The organism is Novacetimonas maltaceti, from assembly GCF_002906255.1.
Classification (GTDB): Bacteria; Pseudomonadota; Alphaproteobacteria; order Acetobacterales; family Acetobacteraceae; genus Novacetimonas; species Novacetimonas maltaceti.
Genome location: NZ_POTC01000003.1, coordinates 1 through 18929, shown reverse-complemented (window position 1 = coordinate 18929; position 18929 = coordinate 1). Strand labels below are relative to the sequence as shown.

The following is an 18929-nucleotide window of genomic DNA, read 5'->3' as shown; positions in this document are numbered from 1 at the left end:
CTTGCGCAAGTTCGCAAGTCGGGGGCTTATTTCGTTCATTTATGACCGATTTATGTTGACATTCGCGCATATGTGCGCGATATTGTGGACATGAAAGCCGCTGACCTCCTCGCCCGTCTCCGCCGCCTCGCCAACAAGAATGGCTGGGACATGACCGAACGTAAGGGGAAGGGGTCGCACATCGTGGTGCGGCTGAACGGCAAGCCGACGGTGGTATCGAACCATCGCGGTGACATGGCCACCGGCACGTTCCGCAAGATCCTCAAGGATCTCGGGCTGACCGAAACCGATCTGGAGGTATGAGGATGCTTTACGCTTACCCGGTCGATCTGGAGACCAATCCGGACGGCACCATCACGGCTTCATTCGAGGGGTTGCCAGGGGCGACCGATGGCGCAACCCGGGAGGAGGCGCTGCGCGAGGCGCAGGACCTGCTGGTTACGTCACTGTCCATCTATGTGGACGATGGTGCGGCCGTGCCCGTGCCGCCAGCGGCCAACGGTCGCCTTCTGGTCTATGTGCCTATGCTGGAAGCGGCCAAGCTGGCCCTCCATACGGCCATGCTGGAGAACAAGGTCAGCAACGTGGAACTGGCGCGTCGACTGGGCGTGGCGGAATCATCCGTGCGTCGCCTGCGCGATCTACTGCATGAAAGCAAGATCGGACGCGTCGAGGCCGCCCTTCATGCGCTTGGACGGCAGGCGACAGTCGAGGTACTGGAGGTCGCGTGACCATGGACCTGACATCGCGCGCAGCAGCATTTGCTGCCGTTGCCCACGGAAAAATCAACCAGCGACGCAAATACACGGACGAACCGTACATCGTGCATCCGCACCGTGTTGCGCAGACCGTGAAGGAGACAGGTGCCCGCGATGAGGTGATCGCAGCAGCGCTGCTGCATGACGTAGTGGAAGACACACCGGTCACGCTGGAGGAGATCAGGGCTGAATTTGGTGAGGACGTGGCAGCCCTAGTCGAAATGGTGACAGATGTCAGCCGACCGGAAGACGGCAACCGTAGGGTGCGCAAGGCGATGGATCGGGATCATCTGGCCCAGGCCTCGGCTGAAGGTCAGACCATCAAGCTGGCAGACCTGATCGACAATACAGCATCCATCACCCGATATGATCTGGGATTTGCAAGGATCTACATGCAGGAGAAAGCGGAGCTTCTAGGTGTTCTGAAAAAGGGAGACGAGACACTGCACCAGCATGCTTCGACCCTCGTGAAGCTACATGGCAGACAAAGATAAAGTTCATTTTAATTCGGAATATCAGCTAACGCCTCACGTCGGACATAGATTGACGCGGGAAGTGCTTTCAGAAGCGGACGTGCTGGCACCACCAAATTCTGATTGGCTGCGCGTCTGTAAAGATTGTTGCCAGTCTGTACATCTATATTAAGCAAGATTACACATTCGCAGCATAACAAAAGGAGCGTTTCATGGCTCGAGTAGTCCCGACACAGATTATTGACCTAATTGACCAAACTAGGACGATCTTTAAATCGCAGCCCCCCCATGTGAGCCATCAATCGGTGGCAGGACTGACTGCCATAGTTCATTTGATTGATAACCTTCCAAGTGAATTTTTGACGATTAGTGGAACGGATTATAGCGATCTCGTTTGTGGAGTTGAGGCTATTAGAAACTCAGTTGCTTTTTGGCAGCGCAGAGGAAATCTTCAAGTTACAATATCAGACATACGAGACAAAAACGTTCTTCAGATACTTCGGGATGCCTTGGAAAAATGCCCGGATCAAATTCCATCGCCTATGACAACGGAGCTGGCATTCATTGAGGATGCCGACTTGCGGAACAGTATTCGACTGGACATCAGTGCAGCGACAAACGCGTTGCACAACGGAGAATGGAAAGCGGCGACCGTTTTGGCTGGCAGCGCTTCTGAGGCTTTACTTTTGTGGGCTATAGAAAAGTCGCCAGATCTTTCGACCTTGGAGGAGAGGCCCAAAGGATCACCGGAAAGATGGGATTTTTCCGGATATATAACGGTTGCGACATCTCTCAAATTGATCAAAGACAATACAAAAAAAATAACCGAGATAGCCAAATATTTTCGCAACCTTATTCATCCGGGCCGCGCTCAGCGTCTTAGCGAAGTCTGTGATCGGGCAACTGCGCTAACCGCGCTGGCTGCAGTGGAGTCTATTGCCCGCGATCTCGCATCTGCGCTCCCACATACAGCGCATGCAGCTTGAGCGGGATCGTGACCAGCAACCCGATGAGGACGACAACGCCGCCTGCACCGGAGATGATGCCCTCCATGAAGGGCGTCATGCTGTCACGCCCAGTGTAATGAGCGCCTGCTGTACCTGTGCTCGGGAGGGCGCAGCGGTAGAACCGGACAGCCGTGCCCCGACATTGCGCCGCGCGGCTACACTGTCCAGCACGCCCTTGAACGCCGACACGACCGTGCCCAGCGCGGACAGGGCGGTGTTGGCATTGGACAGGTCTGCGTTGGACACTTTCGTGGACGCCCCGGTAATTGCCGCGGTCAGGTTGCTCTGCAGCGTGGTCAGGTCGGACAGGATACTGTCGACGCGACTTTTCCAGTTCGTGTCGTCGTAGGTGATCGTCAGCGTGGATCCGGCCGCCGTGGAAAAACTGGTCAGGGCGGTCGACAGCGCCGTGTCCGCCAGGCTGATCACACCCAAGGCAGGCGTGCCGATGGCGCTGGCCACGGCCGCGATGGACAGGACGAGGGTGACCGCGTTCAGGCCTGCCTGACCGTAATCCTTGATCTCCGCCACGTTCAGGGTGACGGTCGTGACGTTGCCGGACTTGCTGACGGTGCAGGCTCCCAGTGCAACAGTGGCGGCGATACCGGCACCAAGGCCGAGGAAACCACGGCGGCCGGTCACAAGGTTGACAGGGTTGTTCATGGGCTGGTTTTCCAGTCTGGAAACGCAAATAGCCCACCCGTCCCAGCAGACCGCAGGAAACGGCCATTTCTGCGTGGAAACGGGTGGGCTATCTGTCAGGTGTCAGGACATGTGTGGCCCGGCGATCCGGTTTACAGATCGGCCGGTTCCGGTTGACAGGTCAGTGCGCGGGCTGTCCCGGCACGGACGGGCGCGGCACGCCGACCGTGGCGTTCGCCGCAGGCGCGGCTGCAACAGGTTTCGTCGCGATCGCGTCCTTCAGGTCCGAGATGCCCGTCAGGATCTTGGTCAGGGCGGCATCGATGCCGGACAGGTCCAGGTTCGGCGCGGCCTTCTCGACGATAACCGGGATCAGCGTCTGCAGCAGGTTGCCCGCCAGGGCGATATCGGCCTGCGTGGCGGCCGTGTCGCGCTTGCCGAGCGCGGTTTCGATCAGGTCCTCGAGGGCGGGAATGGCGGTGGTGGTGTTCGTATCGGGCATGCGTGGCGTCTCCGCACAAAAAAACCGCCTCTCGGGCGGTTGGGGAGTGGTGACGATTGATCCGGGACCGGCCAGTCAGCCGGGCGCGGATGCGCGCGCCGGGGGCTTGCCCGGACGGGTCGAACCCGGTGGCACGTCGAGCAGCTGCTCGACCGCCTGGCGCGGCACGGTGGCTGGCACCATCACGGCCTTTTTGCCGGGCTGATAGGCAGGCAGGTTCCATTTGCGCGCTTGGGCGATGGCGGAGACCACCGTCCATATCAGGGCTGCCCTGGATCCGGGGGCAGGAGGCCGCCAGTAGCGCATGATCAGGGCGGCCGTCGCGATCAGGAACGATCCCCAGTCCACCACCGCGCCGACATACTGCGCGGGGATGAAGGGTAGGAGTTCGGAAAGCAGCGTCGAAGGGTCCATGTCGGGCCTCGCGGGCACGCCGCTTATTGCAGCGTGCCGATAATGTGGTGATGGTGCAGGAACGGGACGTTGGCGAAGAAGAAGTCGTCCCACGTCTGGCTCGACAGCAGCGTGCCGCCCAGAGCGCCGAACACGGCAAAGACCAGACCAAAGATGGCTGCGCGCTTTTTCCACCGGCTTTCGGCAATCCGTGCCTTTGTCAGCTTGGCCTGGTCCAGCCGGTTGCGCTCCTTCTGCGCGCCGGTATGTTCGGCAAGCTGGCGGGTCAGGTCCTGGATGTCGCGCGACTGCCGGTCCATCGCGGCGGACGTTGCAGCGGACTGCGCCTGCCCCTCGGCCCGCACGGCGCTGAGTTCTCGCCGGATGCCATCCATCTTCCCGTCGGCACTGTCGCGCCAGCGTTCAAGCGATCCGATACGCTCCCCATGGTCATCGAGGATATCGTGCACATCCGGCGTCGGGTTCTCGGTCATCGGTGTTCCAGGCAATAAAAAACCGCCTCGATAGGCGGCAGGGCAGGCGGGGTCTGTCTGTCGGGTGGTTCAGGAAATGGCTGTGGTCGGGGTGTTCTGCAGCACCTGCTCGATCTGCGACAGGGAGAGATGCCCCGGCCCGTTTTCCATTCCCGATATTGCGTAGATCAGGCGCGCCATCGTGGCCGGGTCGTGCAGGTGCAGCATCGTGTCGGGACGGACGCCCACCACCGCACAGACAAATTCGATATAGGCGGCGGTCGCGTTTTCGCTGGCGGGAGCATAGACCGACACGATTTTGGCGACCGTATCCAGCCCCCGCGCACCGTAGCGGATCAACTGGTCGCGCAGCGCACAGATGCCGTCCGCCATGGTCGGGAATGCCGCAAAGCGCGGGTAGGGCACGCCGGTTTCCAGATGCGCGCCCGCCTGCCCCACGTAATCGAGGTTGCCGGGATTGTTGTTGCGGATGCCGCGTGGGGTCATTGTGGTCATGACATCAGTCCGTGTAGGCCGCAGGTGCCGTCGGCAGCGCGGTGCTGGTGGTATCGGTGCCGCTGGCAATCGCCTGCAGCGATTTCGTATATGCCTGCGTCAGTGGGCCGGACGTCTCCCCGGCGGCCAGCGCCTGCAATGCCTGCGCCTGCACCGTCACCAGCGCGCCCAGCGCCTGGCTCTGCAGGCTGTTGACCAGCGCGGATTTGGCCGTGGTGTATTCGGCCGCAGTGCAGGCCGTGTAGCCACTTGGCAACGTGGCGTCGTCCGCCGACCAGGTCGCAACGGATACGACAGCACCATCCGTATTTTTTTCGATAGCGTAGGTGGGCATCAGGATTTTTTCCTTACGTCGGGACAAACACGTAGCGCAGGGTGTGACCGATATTCGGGGGGGACGTTGCCGACGTGCCGCAATAGCTGGAAATCGTGACCGGGCCCGGCGATACGGCAGCACATCCACCGTTCGACATACAGGTAGTTCCCGTCACCTGATCGGAACTGACAGTCACACCGTTGATCGAGAGCGACAGCAGGGACTGGTTGGTGTTCTGCGACGAATAATTTGCCGACGCCTCAGCGTGCACGACGCCTGCCACGGGCGCGTTGAACGTCAGTTCGAGGCTTTTACTGCCCTGCGATTCGAGCTGGTAATACTGCTCGGTGCTGCCCGACTGGCCGAGGTTTCCTGCCCCGATCGTGGCGATGGCGCCGAAATCCGTGTTGTCCACGAACAGCCCCACGCGCGCGGCGCCCGACGTCACGTCAGCGCGTTTGCCGAGGAAAACCGCGTTGTCCGCCAGTGCCGACTTCCCACCCAACTGCACGAACAGCACTTTCAATGCCGCCAGCACCTGGGCGTTGTTGGTTTTGTCTTGCGTCAGGCCAGCGGCAATCACCAGATTCCGCAGTTCCTCCTGAACCATATTGAGCCACCAGTAACGGACTCTGGTGGGAGCGCCGCCGCTTGTGGAGCCACCTGTAAAAAATCCGGGTGTGCCGATATTGTCCGTCGGCAGCGCGGGCAGGGATGCCACGGCTGTTGCGTCGTCGATCTGATAGACCATTGGTACAGTTATCCGTAGGAAAAGAAAACGGTCGTCCGTGCCGGTTTGCGGGACTGGATTTCGCACTCCAGAACCGCATTTCCCCATTCGGCGAGGGGCTCGTCGGCAAACGAGATATCGGCCGAAAAATATTCGACCGTGACGGCGGATGCGTTGACGCGCCACATATAGGCCCAGAACGGGTCGTAGACGGGTTCGTCAGCGCACAGGAAATCTGCGCGGGCAGGCGCGAATTCCGTGATGGTGATTGCGTATCCGAGGTTGGCAGCGAACGTGACGAAATAGTCGATCGATGCGCCGCCGCTATCTGTCAGGCGCGCTACGACCTGTGCACGCTGCTGTTCGATTGTGGGGTCCGTGCCTGCACACGCATCCGGCAGGCCGAGGGACGCCTGCCATTCCGGCAGCAGTTCAACCGTCGTGGCCGGGAACGCATCAATCAGCAGATTCGCATCACGCTGGGCGAGGCGCTCCAGCGTAGGCATCAGGCACCCCAATGCAGCTGCCTGGGTGGACCCGGCCTCTCGCGGCCATATCGGCCCCGTCGGCAGGTGGCGCTGGAACGCCGCCAGAAAATCCGCAGCAGAGTAGCTCATTGATACGTCGGCTCCGCAGCGGTGGGCAGGGATCCGACCGGCACGGAAATACTGCCGACAGGGGCGATCACGCTGAACGCCGGGATATCCGGGATCGCATTGAGCGCACCTGCGATCTGGGACCCCTGCACGGTCATCCCCAGCGGCGTGCCGATGCGTAGGAACAGGTCAGCCAGAGCCGTGTCGATCTGTGCCTTCATATCGGTGGATATGCCGCCCAGTCCCGTCAATGTGATATCGATCGGGTAGGGCTGCGGTGCCATGGCGACAACGATATCCGTCACCGGTTTTTCCGATTGCAGGGCATTGGCGACCGTCAGCAGGTCCTGTGTTGCCGGGGTGTACCGTTTGTCCGTGGACGATGTTCCGTTGGTGCCACGCGGAAACCCGCCGTTGGCAGAATTGGCATCGTCCATCATCACGTAAACCGGCACCGTACCATCGCCGCAGAGCCCAGGAGTTCCGCACCATGCGCGGGTAACGCCGGGGACATCGAGTGCCCAGTTTTCGTAATCCGTTGCCGATCCACCCTGCGCGGTGCTGGCGTAACGGGCCAGATACCGCGCCTTGAACGCGCTCTCGGTCTCCTGGTCGGTGCCGGACGTCACGATTGCGGTTACGGTGCCCGAACCGTTGATGCTGTTCAGGGGGCTGGATATGCCAATCGCCGACCCGGCCGCCAGATTGTAGGCTGCCCCCGTGCCCTGGGACGTCGCCTGCACCGTCAGGGCGCCCGTGTCATCCACGGTGGCGTCAGCATCCGTGGCAAACGACAGGTTGCCGTCCGTCGTCAGGACAGTTCCGGCCTCCAGCACGGTGCCCGCGACACCTGTAAATGCCACGGCAATGACAGCGGCCGTGGCATCCTTACGGAAAATATTGACCAGCGCGCCCCACAGCGTCGCATATTCGCCCGTCGCACCGGCGGGCGTGGCCATGCGGGCGATATAGTCCTGATATCCGTAGTGCTCGTACGAGATCGCAGCGATCGCATAGCTGAGGATCAGCAGGACCGACGGGTCCAGCAGGGGATCAGCACCCTGCAGTCCGCCGTCCTGAACGTCCTGCTGGGCACGGTCGATCAGCTGCGTCAGTGTTGGGCGTGCGTAGGGCATCAGGGCACCTGCCACAGCCAGGAATACTGGCTGGTCGAACCGTCCGGGCGGGTCAGTGATACGCCGATGGCGGCGGTATCATTGGTTGCCATGCCGACCCGGACGGAAATGGATTTGACGTAACCGGCTGTCTGGAGCGGTTGCAGCGCATCGGTCGCGATGGAGCGGATGCGCTGCAGCAGTTGTGCGCGGTTGGCGATCTTGGACCGGTTGAGGGTCCACAGCAGGGATCCGATCGGCTGCGCGCGGTAGGTATCGGCCCACCAGCCGCGCCGGTCTGTCCCGGTATAGTCAGGCGGGGCGACACGATCCGTAAACAGGCAGATCATGACCATGTTTTTGAGCGTGTCGATGCCCGACGGGGTCCGTGCGACGGTGCCATTTTCCATGGCCCAGTCGCCGCGCCCGTTGGGCGTGTCCCATACGATCTCGATATCGCCGCCGCTGTTGGTGGTCTGGGTGACCGAAACCATGCGACCTCTAGGATTGGGGTTTCTGTGTCGTGCTGCTGCCGGACTGAACGCCGCCATGCAGATGGTCGAGAAAACTGATCCCGCCGATTGTGGCGTCGTCCGATACCTCCAGCGGGCCATTGATGACCGTTTTGCCGTTCAGGGTGATCGGCTGCCCGGACTGGGACGTGACAGTGATGCCGCTGCCGTTGGTCAGGAGGATCTGATCGCCCGCTGCATCAAACAGGCAGACCTGTCCGTTTTTCAACCCCTTCGGGCGCGATTGCTGATGGATCGACCGGATGACGACCCCGTTCGAGGCATCACCGGCCACGTTGAGGACAATGGCCTTGGTGCCCACCGGCAGGACCGCCGAAAACCCGTAGTCCTGGACAATAGGCATGCCGTCGCGCACGGCCGTGCCGTTCACGGTGACCTGTCCGGTCTGGACGGTGCCGGTATCGTCCGGCGGCGTGGAAATCTGTCCTATCTGGAGCAGCCCCTGCAGCCGCCTGAATATCCGGTCGGCGTAGGAGTGTACCGTCATGCCGGTTTCCCCGCGCCGCCGGACGGCAGGGCCGCCGCGACCTGCCAGTCGATGGCCTGCAGTACGCTGGGCTCCGGCTCGTAGGCGGCTGGCGGCATCAGGATCATATGGGCGTGCGTCCCGTCCTCACCCCGTGAAAATTCCACCTCGCCAATCACCAGTGTCTGGCTGATGATCTTGAGGGAGGGGATATTGACGGGCAGCAGATAGTTCGGAGTCCACAGTTTTCCGGCGCTGTCGCGCCAGCTGTCCACCGTGACCTCGATCGCCTGCGACTGCCCGATGCGCCGCGCCTTTTCCCAGTTCAGGCGCTGCATTGCGATCGGTTGCCCATTCTGGGTCTGTTCGGAAATGATCGCGCGCGGTCGGTAACGCGGCACCGTCGTGTCTGTCACATGCCCGACATCGCCCTGCACACCGATCTGCGAGAACTGGTCAACCGACTGCACGAACGCGAAATAATCCGAAAACCGGCCATCCATGGAAAACGTGGCGTCGGCCTGTTCCAGATTGACCCCTTCCTGCACGCCCGACGACATGGACTGCTGGCCAACGCGGGAAAGGACCAGGTTGCCGTCTGCGCCCTCGTAGCAAAGCAACTGTGCCCAGCGGGTGATGCGATCAATGATGTCCCACGGCGTCTCGCCCAGGTTGACGTTGAACTGCGGCACCGCGCCGCTGGCGGATATGTCGCCCTGCACCGTGACATCGATGCCGAACACCTGGGCCAGCGGACGGATGATGCCATCCGCCTGCAGCCCGGAACCGCCGATGGCCATGGTGGGCAGGATGGCCGAACAGTCCACCAGATCCTGCCCCTGTCCACGACCAGAAATGGTCATCTGATGGGACGCACCGGATACGCTCAACCGAACCCGGTCAACGTATCCGGTGATGACGGGATCATCGCCCAGGAGGATCCGCATTTCCTGTCCCGGTTCGACTGTGATGCTGGACGGGTCAAACGGGGATTTGTCCGTGGCCATGACCTCGAAATCACGGGGCATGCGTTCCACGCCGCAACTGACCCGCTGCTCCTGCCACCCCGCGTACGATTTTCCGCCGACGACCAGGCGCAGCTGATTCGGATCGTGATGCCGCCGGTTCGCGGTCACGTGCATAACCGTTGTCGTCACGACTGGAGCGCCTCGAAACTGGTGGGCATGAACGCGGGATGGACTGGGTCGGCCCTGCTGATCAGATCGTCCGCCCGTGTGGCATCGCCATACAGGCGATAGGCGAGGGGGAGCGCACTGTCGGGGGCAGGCGTCGTGACGGTGATCAGTGCCGCCAGTTGTGCCCCGCGCGTCGTGATATCGATAACAACGGTAGTGCGCAGGGAGCGGAGCGCCTGATAGGTCGCATCCTGATATGCGTCGGCAGCGGCGAGGATTTCGACGTCAAACGCCTGCACCACCTGCGCCCGGATCGACAGGGCATCATTATACGACGACGGCTCATATTCGGCGCAGGCATTGGCCAGCGACACGAGCGCACACCGCCGGAGCGTCTGCCCCATGGCGCCGACCAGTGTCGCGATCGCGGCACCAACCGGCGCAGTAGATGGCAGCGCCGTTGGCGTCCAGGTTGCCAGCGAAAGAAGGAGGCGAATGGCATCCGCCGGGTCCGCGCACGCGGCGCGCAGGGATTCGGTCAATGCCTGCACCGACGCGCAATATCCGTTGTCTGTTGCCGTGGTCACAGATTTCCAGCCAACTGGGTGGTGAGGGCACCTGCATTGGTGATGCCGGTGCGGGCCGTAATGACACGGCCGATGGCCTGTTCCGGCGTGGTCACGCCAGACAGGAGCGTCGTTCGGCTGCCGTTGGCGTACCGTCCGTAATTGCCGGACAGGCCTGTTACCGCAGACAGGACCAGGCCCGGATCGGAACCGAGGGCCGCGACCTCGCCCCCCATCGAGCGGGAGGCCGCGACACCGGCAGTCACGACGTCCACGCCCTCTGTCAGGGCCGGGCCGACGCGGGACAGGAAATCGGATGTGATCGCCGACATCGCGCCCAGTGCGGCAACGCCGACAGCCGCCTGCGTATCAGTGGACCCGGACGGATAGATGGGGTCGGAACTCTCGATGAATTCCATGCGCAGCCCGACGGCACGGCCCCGGTCCACGCGCTGTTCCGTGGTGATGGGGCCGACCAGGCATACGGTTCGCGAACCGAGGGTCGGGTGGTACAGGATGCCCGGTCCCGGCTGTTCGGCCGCCGCCAGCAATGCCTGTTCCTGCTGGTAGCAGTCGTCGCCCACCACGAACCCGTAGAACGAATATCCCCGGACACCCCGGCCGAGATCCTCGACCCAGACCTCGTTCCGGTAGGGGTATTCGTGGACGGTCGTGCGACGACCCATTCGGGTTTCGGAACGCTCCACCGCAAACGGGACACCACGCCACGAGGCTGGCTGGAGCTGCTCCAGCCACGACAACAACAGCTCTTCAACAATCACGGCACTGTCCTGGTCACGTTGCTACGCACGACACGGGTGGCGCCAGACGGATCCGTGACCTTGGCGCGTGTTCCGGGCGCGGCGGAAACCTCGACACGGTGGACCGTATCCTGCGCCCGGCTGCCTGCCATTGTTGTTGACCCCGACGAGGCTGCGCCAGCCGGTCCTGTCGAGATTGACGCGACCTGCATCGGCGCGCCCGCAGCACCCTGAGAACGCATGAAATCCGCCTGTATGGACTGGGCGAGGGCACCCCTGCGGTACGCCTCGCCCGCGCGGTCGCCAGGACGCTCGTAATACAGGGACGCGGCGGCACCGGCCTCCCGGCCCGTATCCTGCATTGCGATGTGCTGTCCGGCTGCGCGTTCTGCACCCTGCCGCAGCTCGTAATTGACGGCCTGCAACTGCTGGGCGTAGCTCATGTTGCCGACGGCCGTTCCGAAATGCCGCTCAATGGCTGCCAGCCTGCCCGGATGCCACTGGGCGATCCCCGTCGCGCGCCCTCCATCTCCGACGGCGCGTTCGTTCAGCCCGCTTTCCCGGCGCAGGTTGGCTACGATCCCGGCAGCCTGTGCGGCAGTCCAGCCCTGTCCGACGAAATAGCGCATCGCCTCGGTCGTGCGACGGGTAGTCTCGGTGCCAGACAGGCCAGGAGCAGAGGAACCATCGGGAGAGGAACCACTGGGAGAGGACCCCTCGGTATTCCCAAACCCCATCATATTATCGAGGGATTGGGCTCCTGCACTGGCGATGCCTGCGATCTTCCGACCTACCCAGCTATTGCCGATGTAATCAATCGCACTGCGAAGTTTATCGAGGAGGGGAGAAACATAAGACCATGCGCCAGTAAAGGAAGTCTTGATTCCATCCCACAGGGAACTGAAGAACGTTTTTAGTTGCGCCCAGTGTCCAATGATCGCCATCGGAACAGGAAACAGAAGTTCAGCCGCTGTGCGGATATATCCTGTATTAGATCTGAACGTGTCTGTGACAGCACTCCACAGGCCCGAGAACAGCCCCCTGATCCTGCTCCAGTGCTGCCAGATCTCATAAGCGGCAACGCCAATCCCCCCGACAGCCGCGACAGCCAGTCCGGCAGGTGAAACCAGAGCAGGGATAATGCCTGCCCCCACCGATACCACCACGCGCCCCAGGGATCGCAGGGCGGTTCCGGCGCGTGTCGCCATTGCGCCAATCCCGCCTCCTCCTGCGACTGACGCGGATGCCATGGCCCCCTGCGCTGCGGCCGCTTTGGCAACTGCGGCACCCGTTCGCATCTCCCTGGCCCATAATGCCAGTTTGACTGTAGATTTTCCTACGGCAATACCGAGCCCAACCCACGGGGCTGCCAGACGCAGGGCAAATCCGCCAGCCATCAGGATCAGCAGGTCACGAACCGCCTTTCCCGGCCCTCCAAGCAGGTTGGTCACCCAAACGATACGGTCGCCCCAACGCTGGAACCCCTGTCCGATGGCGGTCCAGTCTATGCCCCTGAGCCAGTTGGCGAAACGCTGCACCCCGTCACCGAGCGCATTGATGCCCGCCGTGACTTTCGGGTTTGTCGCAATCCAGTCCGCAAACTGCGTCAGCAGTGGCCCCAATATCGGGGCCAGCCGTTCGGAGATTCGGTTTCCTAGCCCCTCCACGGCGAGCGTCAGGCGTGTCTGTGACTCCCGGAACGTGTTGGCCGCCTGCGCCGTCTGGGGCGTAATGTGCAGGTAGCGTTCGGCGGCCTGCTGGTATTCGCGGATACCGGCAGCCCCACGTCGCAGGAATGGCAGCATGGCGGCAGCGGACCCGCCGAACAGGGTCGATGCGGCCTGCGCCTGCGCATACGGATCCTTGAGCGAGGCGATCTTGTCCGCCAGTTCCGGCAGCACGTCTGTCACGCTGCGGGCCTGTGTTGCGTTTTTGCGGAATGCCACGCCCAGCGTGTTCATCATGACCACGGCGCTGGCATTCCTGCCGCCGACCGCGTCATACAGGTTCTGCCCGAGCGCCCCGAGGCCGTTGGTCAGGGCTTCCCCTGATGACCCCGCCATCTGGGCTGCGCCCTGCAGGTTCCCCAACGCCTGGGCGGTAATGCCCATATTGCGCGAGACGTTGCCCAGTTCGGTGCCCCAGTTGGACCAGACCGAGACCATGCGGTACATGCCGCCCAGCGACGCGGCCCCAGAAATGGCGCCAAGCGGGGCGATGATCGCTGACAGGCGCTGGAACGCGTCCCGTGCGCTGCGACCCACATTTCCCAGTGCCCGTGCAACACCCGAAACGCCTGTCGTGCGCATCAGTCGCGTGACCGCGCCGCCCAGTTTGCGGAACGGAGCAAGGGTGCGGTTCGCGTTCTGGTTGATGCGGTTCAGCGTTTTCGACAGATTGTCGACCGCTGAAATCGTAACGGCGTAACCGGCCATGACACCTCAATCCGCAAAACCGGGGGATTATTGCTGCGCGCGCGCAGCCTCTTTGGCCTGCCGGTTTGCCTCGCGGCAGGCCTCGATCAACTGTGACCCGGTCATGTCCCAGAACGCCGCCGGGTCACACCCGTAATGTTTTGCGAGATCCCAGGTCAGCTGGCGCCAGTTTGACGGCCAGCCATGGAAAAACCCTCGATCGCGCGCGCGGCCTTCATCACGATCGTCACGGGGAAACGGTGCACGTTCGCGGACGGCACGCCGGTCACGAGGCTCACCAGGGCCATCTGGTAGCGCAGCTGCGACGCAGGTCCCTGCGAATTGCGCAGGTGACTGTTCGCCTTGATGGCCTCACCCGACGTGGGTTCGCGCAGGGAAAGGGAGGTATATTCGATATTTCCCACCGTGACCGGCGCGGGAAACACGAACTCCGTTTCCGATTCGTCCAGCTCGAAACCCTCGACCTCGGACGCGATCGCATCCGACAGCCGTTCCGCGCCGGTGACCATGATCGAGATGGGCAGATCGTTGACTGCGGATTCCGGAAGCCCGCTGGATTTGGCAACCAGATCGCGGGCGAAAATCACGGATGATTCCGGGTTTGCGCCCGTCTCGATCGCGCGCCAGGCGAGAAACATTTTCTGCGCCTCGGGCTCGGTCAGGATCAGTTCGGGGATCTCGCCCCCGGCATGACGCAGCGGCGGATCAAGGGGAATGATAATGGGCTGCATCAGCTGCTGCTCTCCATGACCGGCCCTTCGAATTTGACCTCGAACGTGCCCTCGGCCGTGTTCACGCCACCGACGTCGGTGGCGATCAGATAGGAGCCCGCGACAATTTTGCCGCTGGCGAGGATCGCGACGACGGAGACGGGGCCGATATTGACGATGTTGGCCTGCGACATGGTGGCGGAATCGCGCAGTGTGGCCGAGATGAACCCGGCCTTGATATTTTCCGTCCACCCCTGCAGGCCACTCTGCCCGACGAGGTATTCCCGTTTCACGGTGGTGGCGTCGTAGGTCAGTTCACTCGCGACATCGACGGCCACGCCGTTGATTTCGAGACTGGCAACGCCCGCGCGCGCGTTCTGCGGCGAGGGTGTTCCGCTGTAGATATCGACCATTGATTATCCGGGAATGAAATTGATTTTCATCGCGATCACCCGCAGCTGCCCGACCAGATTGAAGGGCAGCAGCAGCGCGACGGTGCCATTGCCCAGGTTCTGGGCGCTGGCGGCCGCTTTGAACGCGGCGTAGTTCTGGGCATTCCCGTCGTCGCAATACTGTTTGTAGCGCGCGACAGCAGATGCCAGGACGGTCTGGCTGGTGACCAGATTGGATCCGCCGGGGATGTTGGTCCCGTCGGCGACCAGTTTCTTGCGGGCGTAGATGGCCTGCAGCCACGCCTGCATGTCGCGGATCAGGGCCACCAGACTGTACGGCGTTTCGACGTTCAGCCATGTGGTGTCGGCACCACCGGCGGCGTCCTTCTGGTAGAAGGTGATCGCCCGATCGATGACAACCTGCCCGGCCGCGTTGACGGTGAACGTGCTGATCCCGTCATACAGCAGCGTGTTGCGTTCCGAGATGTCGAACCGGCTGGCAAGCGGCGGGGCCTTCACCGGGAGGACGAGGTCCTGCAGCGGCAGCCCCGGATCCGCACGCAGGCTGACGGCACATGCCCCGGCATATCCCGCCGCCCAGAGCCACGCGGGATCCGGCGAGTCATCAAACCCCATCGGCGTGCCCTGATACGCATTGCGGGCCGCGCCAGCAGTGCCCAGGGCACCGACGGTGCCGCGCAGGGCGCAGAAATACCCGCCATAGAGCATCTGGCTCCATGCCCAGCGTCCCGTGGTATCGTCGAGGAACTGATCCAGCAGGTCCAGCGATGCCGTATCGGTATAGGGCATGATGATGAAATCGAACGTCTGCTCGCCCAGATTGAGGAGCGTGGCAGACAGGCCGGTGTCCGGGTTCTGCGTCCCGCCGGACATGGCGGTGAACGCCAGCGTCAGGCCTGCGGGGATGTTTTCCCCGCCCGCACTGCCCAGATAGGCGGCACGCAGGTCGATCTCGTTCCCGCACGGCCCCTTGTTCAGGGCCGTGAACGTCACGGGCACGCTGCCGTCGGTATTGGCCGCGCCCGCCGCAGCGGTGACCATGATATCCTGAGTGGCGTTGACAGCGGCCACGATCGCGGCGGCAATGTCCGCCAGCGCCATGCCCAGCGTCACACCGACCGCGACGTAGGTGCCCCCGATATACAGCGGGATCGTGCCGCTGGCGGTCAGGGTGCCGGAGACGGTCAGCGAACCCGTTGCGACGACTGCCGCCGGGTCATCGGCCTGCGGCGCGATCCAGACTTCGCCAAACGAATCCGCCTCCAGATACCGCGCATACATCAGTTCCGCGACGGACCCGGCCCCCAGGCTGACACGGGCATCAGAGATGCCGGTCGCGAGGAACGGGGTGTTCGCGTCCGCATTCCCGCTGGACAGTTTCTGTCCGAGGATCAGGGTGCGCAGGTTCTGGCTACCACCCTGATTCTGGGGATCGATCTCGGCAAACACGCCATGCGTGCGCTGGCTGGTCGGGTAGTTGTTGAACGTGATCGAGCCGCTCATGCGTGGGCCTGTTCAGCGGTCGTGGCCGCAGCCGGTGTTGCAGGAATGGGGGACGGCGTTGCAGCAACGGTTGCGCTGGATGCGGCCGGGGAGGCGCCCGATGCCTTGGCGGGGGCCGCAGGTGTTGCGGCGGGAGGCGTCCTGGTCACGTCCCCGACGCGCAGGCGGCGCTGCCAGTAGAACGAGGCGGGGATACCGTTGCGGTCGGGGACCTCGACGCCACTGGCCGGGATCACGGCGTGCGTGATCGGGTCGCGGATCTGGAGACCCGCAGCAGGATAAAGGCGCATGTTTTCCTGGATTATTTCTGGAGATTTGCCGCGACGAACGTGGCGAACGGATCGCCGCTCGTCTGGTCGGTGATGCTGGCCTTGATTTCATCCAGCGGGGTGGTCGGGATCTGGAAACCCTCGGCGTCGGTGATGGTCACGTCGATGGAGAAATCGAACTGCCACCACAGCCGCGCCCGGTTCGGGTCACCGACCAGGCCGCCGCGCGCATAGCGGAAACCCTGCGCGGCGTTGATATCGGGAGGACGCCAGTTAAGGACTGCCGAAAAAAGGCTGGTTTTCAGGTCGCTGACGGCGGTCGTCACGGCGGCCTGTCCCCTGCGGTCGGTGCTGTTGTCCAGCAGGCACATGACCATGAACGTCTCGGTCACCACCTGCTGCAGCCCGGTCAGTTTCTGATTGGGGCCGGGTTCGTCATCCAGCGGCACGACGTACCCGCAGGGGCACGCCATCCACGCCTGATCCTGGGCGAGGGCATATTCAGCAGCCCCCGCCACCCGACCGCCAAAGACCGGAGCATAGGTCCGTATCTGGCTGATGATCGTATCGATGTTCAAATCGGATTATCCATGCCCCGATTCTTCGGGCGGTGGCCCGGTGGCGGGGAATAAGGGTTTCAATGCACCGGCTTTGATGGCAGCAGGTCCAGAAACGTGTGCAGTTCCTGCGCGCATCCGGCCTCGACCGCCGTACGCCACATCCTGTCTTTCGAAACATTACCCCCCAAGGCACCCTTGAGGATGATTTCCATTTTTTCCCGCTTATCGGCAGGCAACCGGCGCATTTCTTTCAGGAGTTCCAACTCCTCCTGACTTCGGCAAATGTGCGGGTCGGGTTCGGGAATAACGGGAACAGCATGGCCTGCAGGACGCACCGGCACGGGCAGTCCGCCTTGCAACTCCGCCAGCAGGTCGATGCCCGTATGCTGCTTTGCGGCGGCGTTGGCGGCGCGGGCTGCGTCCTCCCGACTCATGCCGGTCAGCTTGCCGACATGGTTCAGTGAGCGGAAGATGGCGGCAGCCTGTTTATGGGCTGCTACCGCATCCACAGGCGGGGGCAGGGCGGTTCCCTGCATCATGGCATCGAACGCGCGGATGACCCGCAAGTGGAAGGCTGGACTGATCCACATGGCGTAGGCGTAGACGAGTTCCTTGACGACATATGTGCCACGTTTCTCGTTTGGCCCGGTTTTGATGATCTTGATAGGGTCCGGGGAATTTCCCCCAGACCTTAATTCTTCAATCAGCCCATCGGTCTGAGCATTTTTCGTCCATTCGTTGGGGCCTTTATGGGAAGGGGAACCGGCTGCTTTATAACAATCATTCAGGCAGTAGCGACCGAAAGGGTCCTGTCGGATCGTTGTATTCAATATGGAAAGAGTTGTGGTATGGGCGCGCTTAGCCGCTGGCATGGGGACCGTCCCTTGCTTGAGGTTAGGGCTGGTGCCAAGGTTGCCGCCTTGCATCAGCCTGCCATTATCGGTATACCAATAATATGACGCAGTCAATTAAGGTGCACCAAAAAAAGAGAGGACGTCCGCCAACAGGGCGAGACCCGCTCGTGTCTGCACGCTTGCCTGAACCAGATGTCAAAGCGATTGAAGGGTGGGCGTCCAGTCAGGATTTGACTCGTTCCGAAGCGATTCGTCGTCTGATCCAGTTAGGTCTGGAGACGGCGAAAGCTGCGAAAAACAGCTAATCAATAGCATTCCGCTGCTCTGAATCGGTATCCATTACAGACTTGTTTGTAAAATTATGCTTCTATCATGGTTCGCGCGGTAGAAGCATAAACAGGTCATATAATGAAAAAATTACTCAAATTTGTAGCTATTTCATTTGGAGGCATTTTTGCCCTATTACTTATAATTGGCTTTCTGGTCGGAGATCCTGACAAGAAGAACGGATCTGCGCCTGAAACTTCGTCAGCAGATGCGTCGACGCCTGCACCTGCTCCCGTGCCCGCAGCGCCAACAATCTCGCTACCACCGGTCGAAGCGAAGCTGATTGATATCGTTGAGCAGAAAAGAACGGCTTTTGAAGCTGCTGAAAACGATTTCGCGAAAGGATCGACCCGTGCCCAGCGGGGGAAGGCGATCTGTGCGGCTCTCCCGAATGGTGTAGCCAACCAATGGATTGGCACGGTCGAAACTTTATCTTCAACAAGCGATGGCAAGGGCGTGCTTGGGGTCAGAATTGGGCCACACGTCACCATTTCCACGCATAATAACAATATGTCAGATTCGCTGGAAGGTGGATCATCCACCCTGATTGACCCCTCTAGCAGCCTGTCGGGTTGGGGTACCCTGTGAAGAGGTGAAGTTGTAAGGTGGTGAGATGAGCAGCTTCATCCCGTTTGACCGGTCTCAGCCGTATCTTCTGCCGCCTGATCTGAAGTCGTGGCTTCCTGCTGATGATATGGCGCATTTCATTGTAGCCGCCGTTGAGCGGGTTCCGATGAGTGCGTTCTGCGTGCCAGTGCGCACGGGAGGCAAGGCGCAGTATCATCCGCGCCTGATGCTGGCCCTTCTGATCTTCAGCTATGCGAACGGGTTGTTTTCCTCACGCCGGATCGAGCGGGCGACATATCGCGACATCG

Annotated in this window: 28 protein-coding genes; 7 read left to right on the top strand and 21 right to left on the bottom strand. The window is 61.9% G+C overall.

Translation table 11 applies throughout. From position 1 onward, the window contains the following. Nucleotides 1-90 precede the first annotated feature (90 nt). The 4 genes from KMAL_RS02005 to KMAL_RS16850 all read left to right on the top strand — a co-directional run bounded on the left by KMAL_RS02005 (nt 91) and on the right by KMAL_RS16850 (nt 2217). The gene (locus tag KMAL_RS02005) at nt 91-303 is read left to right on the top strand and encodes a type II toxin-antitoxin system HicA family toxin (RefSeq protein WP_110094169.1); all 213 of its coding nucleotides are present in this window, start codon (nt 91-93) and stop codon (nt 301-303) included. Between the two features lie 2 nt (nt 304-305). Further along, nucleotides 306-731, top strand: coding sequence for a type II toxin-antitoxin system HicB family antitoxin (locus KMAL_RS02000; protein WP_110571069.1), 426 nt, complete (start codon nt 306-308; stop codon nt 729-731). Nucleotides 732-733: 2 nt separating this feature from the next. After that, nucleotides 734-1252, top strand: coding sequence for an HD domain-containing protein (locus KMAL_RS01995; RefSeq protein ID WP_110094102.1), 519 nt, complete (start codon nt 734-736; stop codon nt 1250-1252). A gap of 191 nt (nt 1253-1443) precedes the next feature. Then, nucleotides 1444-2217, top strand: coding sequence for a hypothetical protein (locus tag KMAL_RS16850; RefSeq protein ID WP_146044134.1), 774 nt, complete (start codon nt 1444-1446; stop codon nt 2215-2217). Between the two features lie 75 nt (nt 2218-2292). Here KMAL_RS16850 and KMAL_RS01990 read toward each other — a convergent pair whose 3' ends face one another. The 21 genes from KMAL_RS01990 to KMAL_RS01890 all read right to left on the bottom strand — a co-directional run bounded on the left by KMAL_RS01990 (nt 2293) and on the right by KMAL_RS01890 (nt 17745). Next, a complete protein-coding gene (locus tag KMAL_RS01990; RefSeq protein WP_110094101.1) occupies nt 2293-2901 on the bottom strand; it encodes a hypothetical protein in 609 nt (202 codons plus the stop codon). A gap of 160 nt (nt 2902-3061) precedes the next feature. After that, a complete protein-coding gene (locus KMAL_RS01985) occupies nt 3062-3382 on the bottom strand; it encodes a hypothetical protein (protein ID WP_110094100.1) in 321 nt (106 codons plus the stop codon). A 75-nt stretch (nt 3383-3457) separates the two neighbouring features. Next, nucleotides 3458-3796, bottom strand: a complete 339-nt coding sequence (locus KMAL_RS01980; RefSeq protein ID WP_110094099.1) for a hypothetical protein — start codon at nt 3794-3796, stop codon at nt 3458-3460. 23 nt (nt 3797-3819) lie between these two features. Next, entirely contained in the window at nt 3820-4269 is a 450-nt protein-coding gene (locus KMAL_RS01975; protein WP_110094098.1) for a hypothetical protein, read from the bottom strand. Between the two features lie 69 nt (nt 4270-4338). Beyond that, on the bottom strand, nt 4339-4764 hold the full coding sequence (locus tag KMAL_RS01970) for a structural protein (protein WP_110094097.1): 426 nt from the start codon (nt 4762-4764) through the stop codon (nt 4339-4341). A gap of 4 nt (nt 4765-4768) precedes the next feature. Further along, nucleotides 4769-5098, bottom strand: coding sequence for a hypothetical protein (locus KMAL_RS01965; protein WP_110094096.1), 330 nt, complete (start codon nt 5096-5098; stop codon nt 4769-4771). A gap of 13 nt (nt 5099-5111) precedes the next feature. Further along, the gene (locus KMAL_RS17105) at nt 5112-5831 is read right to left on the bottom strand and encodes a hypothetical protein (protein WP_180999717.1); all 720 of its coding nucleotides are present in this window, start codon (nt 5829-5831) and stop codon (nt 5112-5114) included. 8 nt (nt 5832-5839) lie between these two features. Next, on the bottom strand, nt 5840-6427 hold the full coding sequence (locus KMAL_RS01955) for a YmfQ family protein (protein WP_110094095.1): 588 nt from the start codon (nt 6425-6427) through the stop codon (nt 5840-5842). Next, entirely contained in the window at nt 6424-7542 is a 1119-nt protein-coding gene (locus tag KMAL_RS01950; protein ID WP_110094094.1) for a baseplate J/gp47 family protein, read from the bottom strand. Before KMAL_RS01950 ends, KMAL_RS01955 begins: the two co-directional genes overlap by 4 nt. Then, a complete protein-coding gene (locus KMAL_RS01945) occupies nt 7542-8015 on the bottom strand; it encodes a phage GP46 family protein (protein WP_167400083.1) in 474 nt (157 codons plus the stop codon). The genes KMAL_RS01950 and KMAL_RS01945 overlap by 1 nt, the downstream gene beginning before the upstream one ends. Nucleotides 8016-8022: 7 nt before the next feature. Next, the gene (locus KMAL_RS01940; RefSeq protein WP_110094092.1) at nt 8023-8541 is read right to left on the bottom strand and encodes a phage baseplate assembly protein domain-containing protein; all 519 of its coding nucleotides are present in this window, start codon (nt 8539-8541) and stop codon (nt 8023-8025) included. Continuing rightward, nucleotides 8538-9677 carry a phage baseplate assembly protein gene (locus KMAL_RS01935; protein ID WP_146044133.1) on the bottom strand — a complete coding sequence of 380 codons (1140 nt, stop codon included), beginning with the start codon at nt 9675-9677 and terminating at the stop codon, nt 8538-8540. The genes KMAL_RS01940 and KMAL_RS01935 overlap by 4 nt, the downstream gene beginning before the upstream one ends. Beyond that, nucleotides 9674-10243 (bottom strand): hypothetical protein, encoded by a 570-nt coding sequence (locus tag KMAL_RS01930; RefSeq protein ID WP_110094090.1) that lies wholly within the window; start codon nt 10241-10243, stop codon nt 9674-9676. The genes KMAL_RS01935 and KMAL_RS01930 overlap by 4 nt, the downstream gene beginning before the upstream one ends. Next, nucleotides 10240-11004: a DNA circularization N-terminal domain-containing protein gene (locus KMAL_RS01925; RefSeq protein ID WP_110094089.1), complete on the bottom strand. Its 765-nt coding sequence runs from the start codon at nt 11002-11004 to the stop codon at nt 10240-10242. The genes KMAL_RS01930 and KMAL_RS01925 overlap by 4 nt, the downstream gene beginning before the upstream one ends. Further along, on the bottom strand, nt 11001-13418 hold the full coding sequence (locus tag KMAL_RS01920; RefSeq protein WP_110094088.1) for a phage tail tip lysozyme: 2418 nt from the start codon (nt 13416-13418) through the stop codon (nt 11001-11003). The genes KMAL_RS01925 and KMAL_RS01920 overlap by 4 nt, the downstream gene beginning before the upstream one ends. 155 nt (nt 13419-13573) lie before the next feature. Then, complete coding sequence (locus tag KMAL_RS01915) at nt 13574-14149, bottom strand: phage tail assembly protein (protein ID WP_110094087.1); 576 nt, start codon at nt 14147-14149, stop codon at nt 13574-13576. Next, entirely contained in the window at nt 14149-14541 is a 393-nt protein-coding gene (locus KMAL_RS01910; protein ID WP_110094086.1) for a phage tail tube protein, read from the bottom strand. The genes KMAL_RS01915 and KMAL_RS01910 overlap by 1 nt, the downstream gene beginning before the upstream one ends. 3 nt (nt 14542-14544) lie before the next feature. Next, nucleotides 14545-16044, bottom strand: coding sequence for a phage tail sheath subtilisin-like domain-containing protein (locus KMAL_RS01905; RefSeq protein ID WP_110094085.1), 1500 nt, complete (start codon nt 16042-16044; stop codon nt 14545-14547). Further along, nucleotides 16041-16334: a DUF2635 domain-containing protein gene (locus tag KMAL_RS01900; RefSeq protein WP_110094084.1), complete on the bottom strand. Its 294-nt coding sequence runs from the start codon at nt 16332-16334 to the stop codon at nt 16041-16043. Before KMAL_RS01900 ends, KMAL_RS01905 begins: the two co-directional genes overlap by 4 nt. Nucleotides 16335-16345: 11 nt before the next feature. Next, on the bottom strand, nt 16346-16891 hold the full coding sequence (locus KMAL_RS01895) for a phage tail terminator protein (protein WP_110094083.1): 546 nt from the start codon (nt 16889-16891) through the stop codon (nt 16346-16348). A 59-nt stretch (nt 16892-16950) separates the two neighbouring features. After that, nucleotides 16951-17745, bottom strand: a complete 795-nt coding sequence (locus KMAL_RS01890; protein WP_167400082.1) for a KilA-N domain-containing protein — start codon at nt 17743-17745, stop codon at nt 16951-16953. An 83-nt stretch (nt 17746-17828) separates the two neighbouring features. Between KMAL_RS01890 and KMAL_RS17885 the strand changes: the two genes are divergently transcribed. The 3 genes from KMAL_RS17885 to KMAL_RS01880 form a co-directional block, all read left to right on the top strand. Next, a complete protein-coding gene (locus KMAL_RS17885; RefSeq protein WP_110094081.1) occupies nt 17829-18032 on the top strand; it encodes a ribbon-helix-helix protein, CopG family in 204 nt (67 codons plus the stop codon). 103 nt (nt 18033-18135) lie between these two features. Further along, nucleotides 18136-18642, top strand: coding sequence for a hypothetical protein (locus KMAL_RS16845; protein WP_146044132.1), 507 nt, complete (start codon nt 18136-18138; stop codon nt 18640-18642). A gap of 25 nt (nt 18643-18667) precedes the next feature. Next, on the top strand, nt 18668-18929 hold a 262-nt coding region (locus KMAL_RS01880; RefSeq protein ID WP_180999716.1), incomplete at its 3' end, for a transposase.

Bases quoted from the DNA above. Each gene is read 5' to 3' on its own strand.
- KMAL_RS02005 (WP_110094169.1), top strand. From the start codon at position 91: ATGAAAGCCGCTGACCTCCTCGCCCGTCTCCGCCGCCTCGCCAACAAG.
- KMAL_RS02000 (WP_110571069.1), top strand. From the start codon at position 306: ATGCTTTACGCTTACCCGGTCGATCTGGAGACCAATCCGGACGGCACC.
- KMAL_RS01995 (WP_110094102.1), top strand. From the start codon at position 734: ATGGACCTGACATCGCGCGCAGCAGCATTTGCTGCCGTTGCCCACGGA.
- KMAL_RS16850 (WP_146044134.1), top strand. From the start codon at position 1,444: ATGGCTCGAGTAGTCCCGACACAGATTATTGACCTAATTGACCAAACT.
- KMAL_RS01990 (WP_110094101.1), bottom strand. From the start codon at position 2,901: ATGAACAACCCTGTCAACCTTGTGACCGGCCGCCGTGGTTTCCTCGGC.
- KMAL_RS01985 (WP_110094100.1), bottom strand. From the start codon at position 3,382: ATGCCCGATACGAACACCACCACCGCCATTCCCGCCCTCGAGGACCTG.
- KMAL_RS01980 (WP_110094099.1), bottom strand. From the start codon at position 3,796: ATGGACCCTTCGACGCTGCTTTCCGAACTCCTACCCTTCATCCCCGCG.
- KMAL_RS01975 (WP_110094098.1), bottom strand. From the start codon at position 4,269: ATGACCGAGAACCCGACGCCGGATGTGCACGATATCCTCGATGACCAT.
- KMAL_RS01970 (WP_110094097.1), bottom strand. From the start codon at position 4,764: ATGACCACAATGACCCCACGCGGCATCCGCAACAACAATCCCGGCAAC.
- KMAL_RS01965 (WP_110094096.1), bottom strand. From the start codon at position 5,098: ATGCCCACCTACGCTATCGAAAAAAATACGGATGGTGCTGTCGTATCC.
- KMAL_RS17105 (WP_180999717.1), bottom strand. From the start codon at position 5,831: ATGGTCTATCAGATCGACGACGCAACAGCCGTGGCATCCCTGCCCGCG.
- KMAL_RS01955 (WP_110094095.1), bottom strand. From the start codon at position 6,427: ATGAGCTACTCTGCTGCGGATTTTCTGGCGGCGTTCCAGCGCCACCTG.
- KMAL_RS01950 (WP_110094094.1), bottom strand. From the start codon at position 7,542: ATGCCCTACGCACGCCCAACACTGACGCAGCTGATCGACCGTGCCCAG.
- KMAL_RS01945 (WP_167400083.1), bottom strand. From the start codon at position 8,015: ATGGTTTCGGTCACCCAGACCACCAACAGCGGCGGCGATATCGAGATC.
- KMAL_RS01940 (WP_110094092.1), bottom strand. From the start codon at position 8,541: ATGACGGTACACTCCTACGCCGACCGGATATTCAGGCGGCTGCAGGGG.
- KMAL_RS01920 (WP_110094088.1), bottom strand. From the start codon at position 13,418: ATGGCCGGTTACGCCGTTACGATTTCAGCGGTCGACAATCTGTCGAAA.
- KMAL_RS01915 (WP_110094087.1), bottom strand. From the start codon at position 14,149: ATGCAGCCCATTATCATTCCCCTTGATCCGCCGCTGCGTCATGCCGGG.
- KMAL_RS01910 (WP_110094086.1), bottom strand. From the start codon at position 14,541: ATGGTCGATATCTACAGCGGAACACCCTCGCCGCAGAACGCGCGCGCG.
- KMAL_RS01905 (WP_110094085.1), bottom strand. From the start codon at position 16,044: ATGAGCGGCTCGATCACGTTCAACAACTACCCGACCAGCCAGCGCACG.
- KMAL_RS01900 (WP_110094084.1), bottom strand. From the start codon at position 16,334: ATGCGCCTTTATCCTGCTGCGGGTCTCCAGATCCGCGACCCGATCACG.
- KMAL_RS01890 (WP_167400082.1), bottom strand. From the start codon at position 17,745: ATGCCAGCGGCTAAGCGCGCCCATACCACAACTCTTTCCATATTGAAT.
- KMAL_RS17885 (WP_110094081.1), top strand. From the start codon at position 17,829: ATGACGCAGTCAATTAAGGTGCACCAAAAAAAGAGAGGACGTCCGCCA.
- KMAL_RS16845 (WP_146044132.1), top strand. From the start codon at position 18,136: ATGAAAAAATTACTCAAATTTGTAGCTATTTCATTTGGAGGCATTTTT.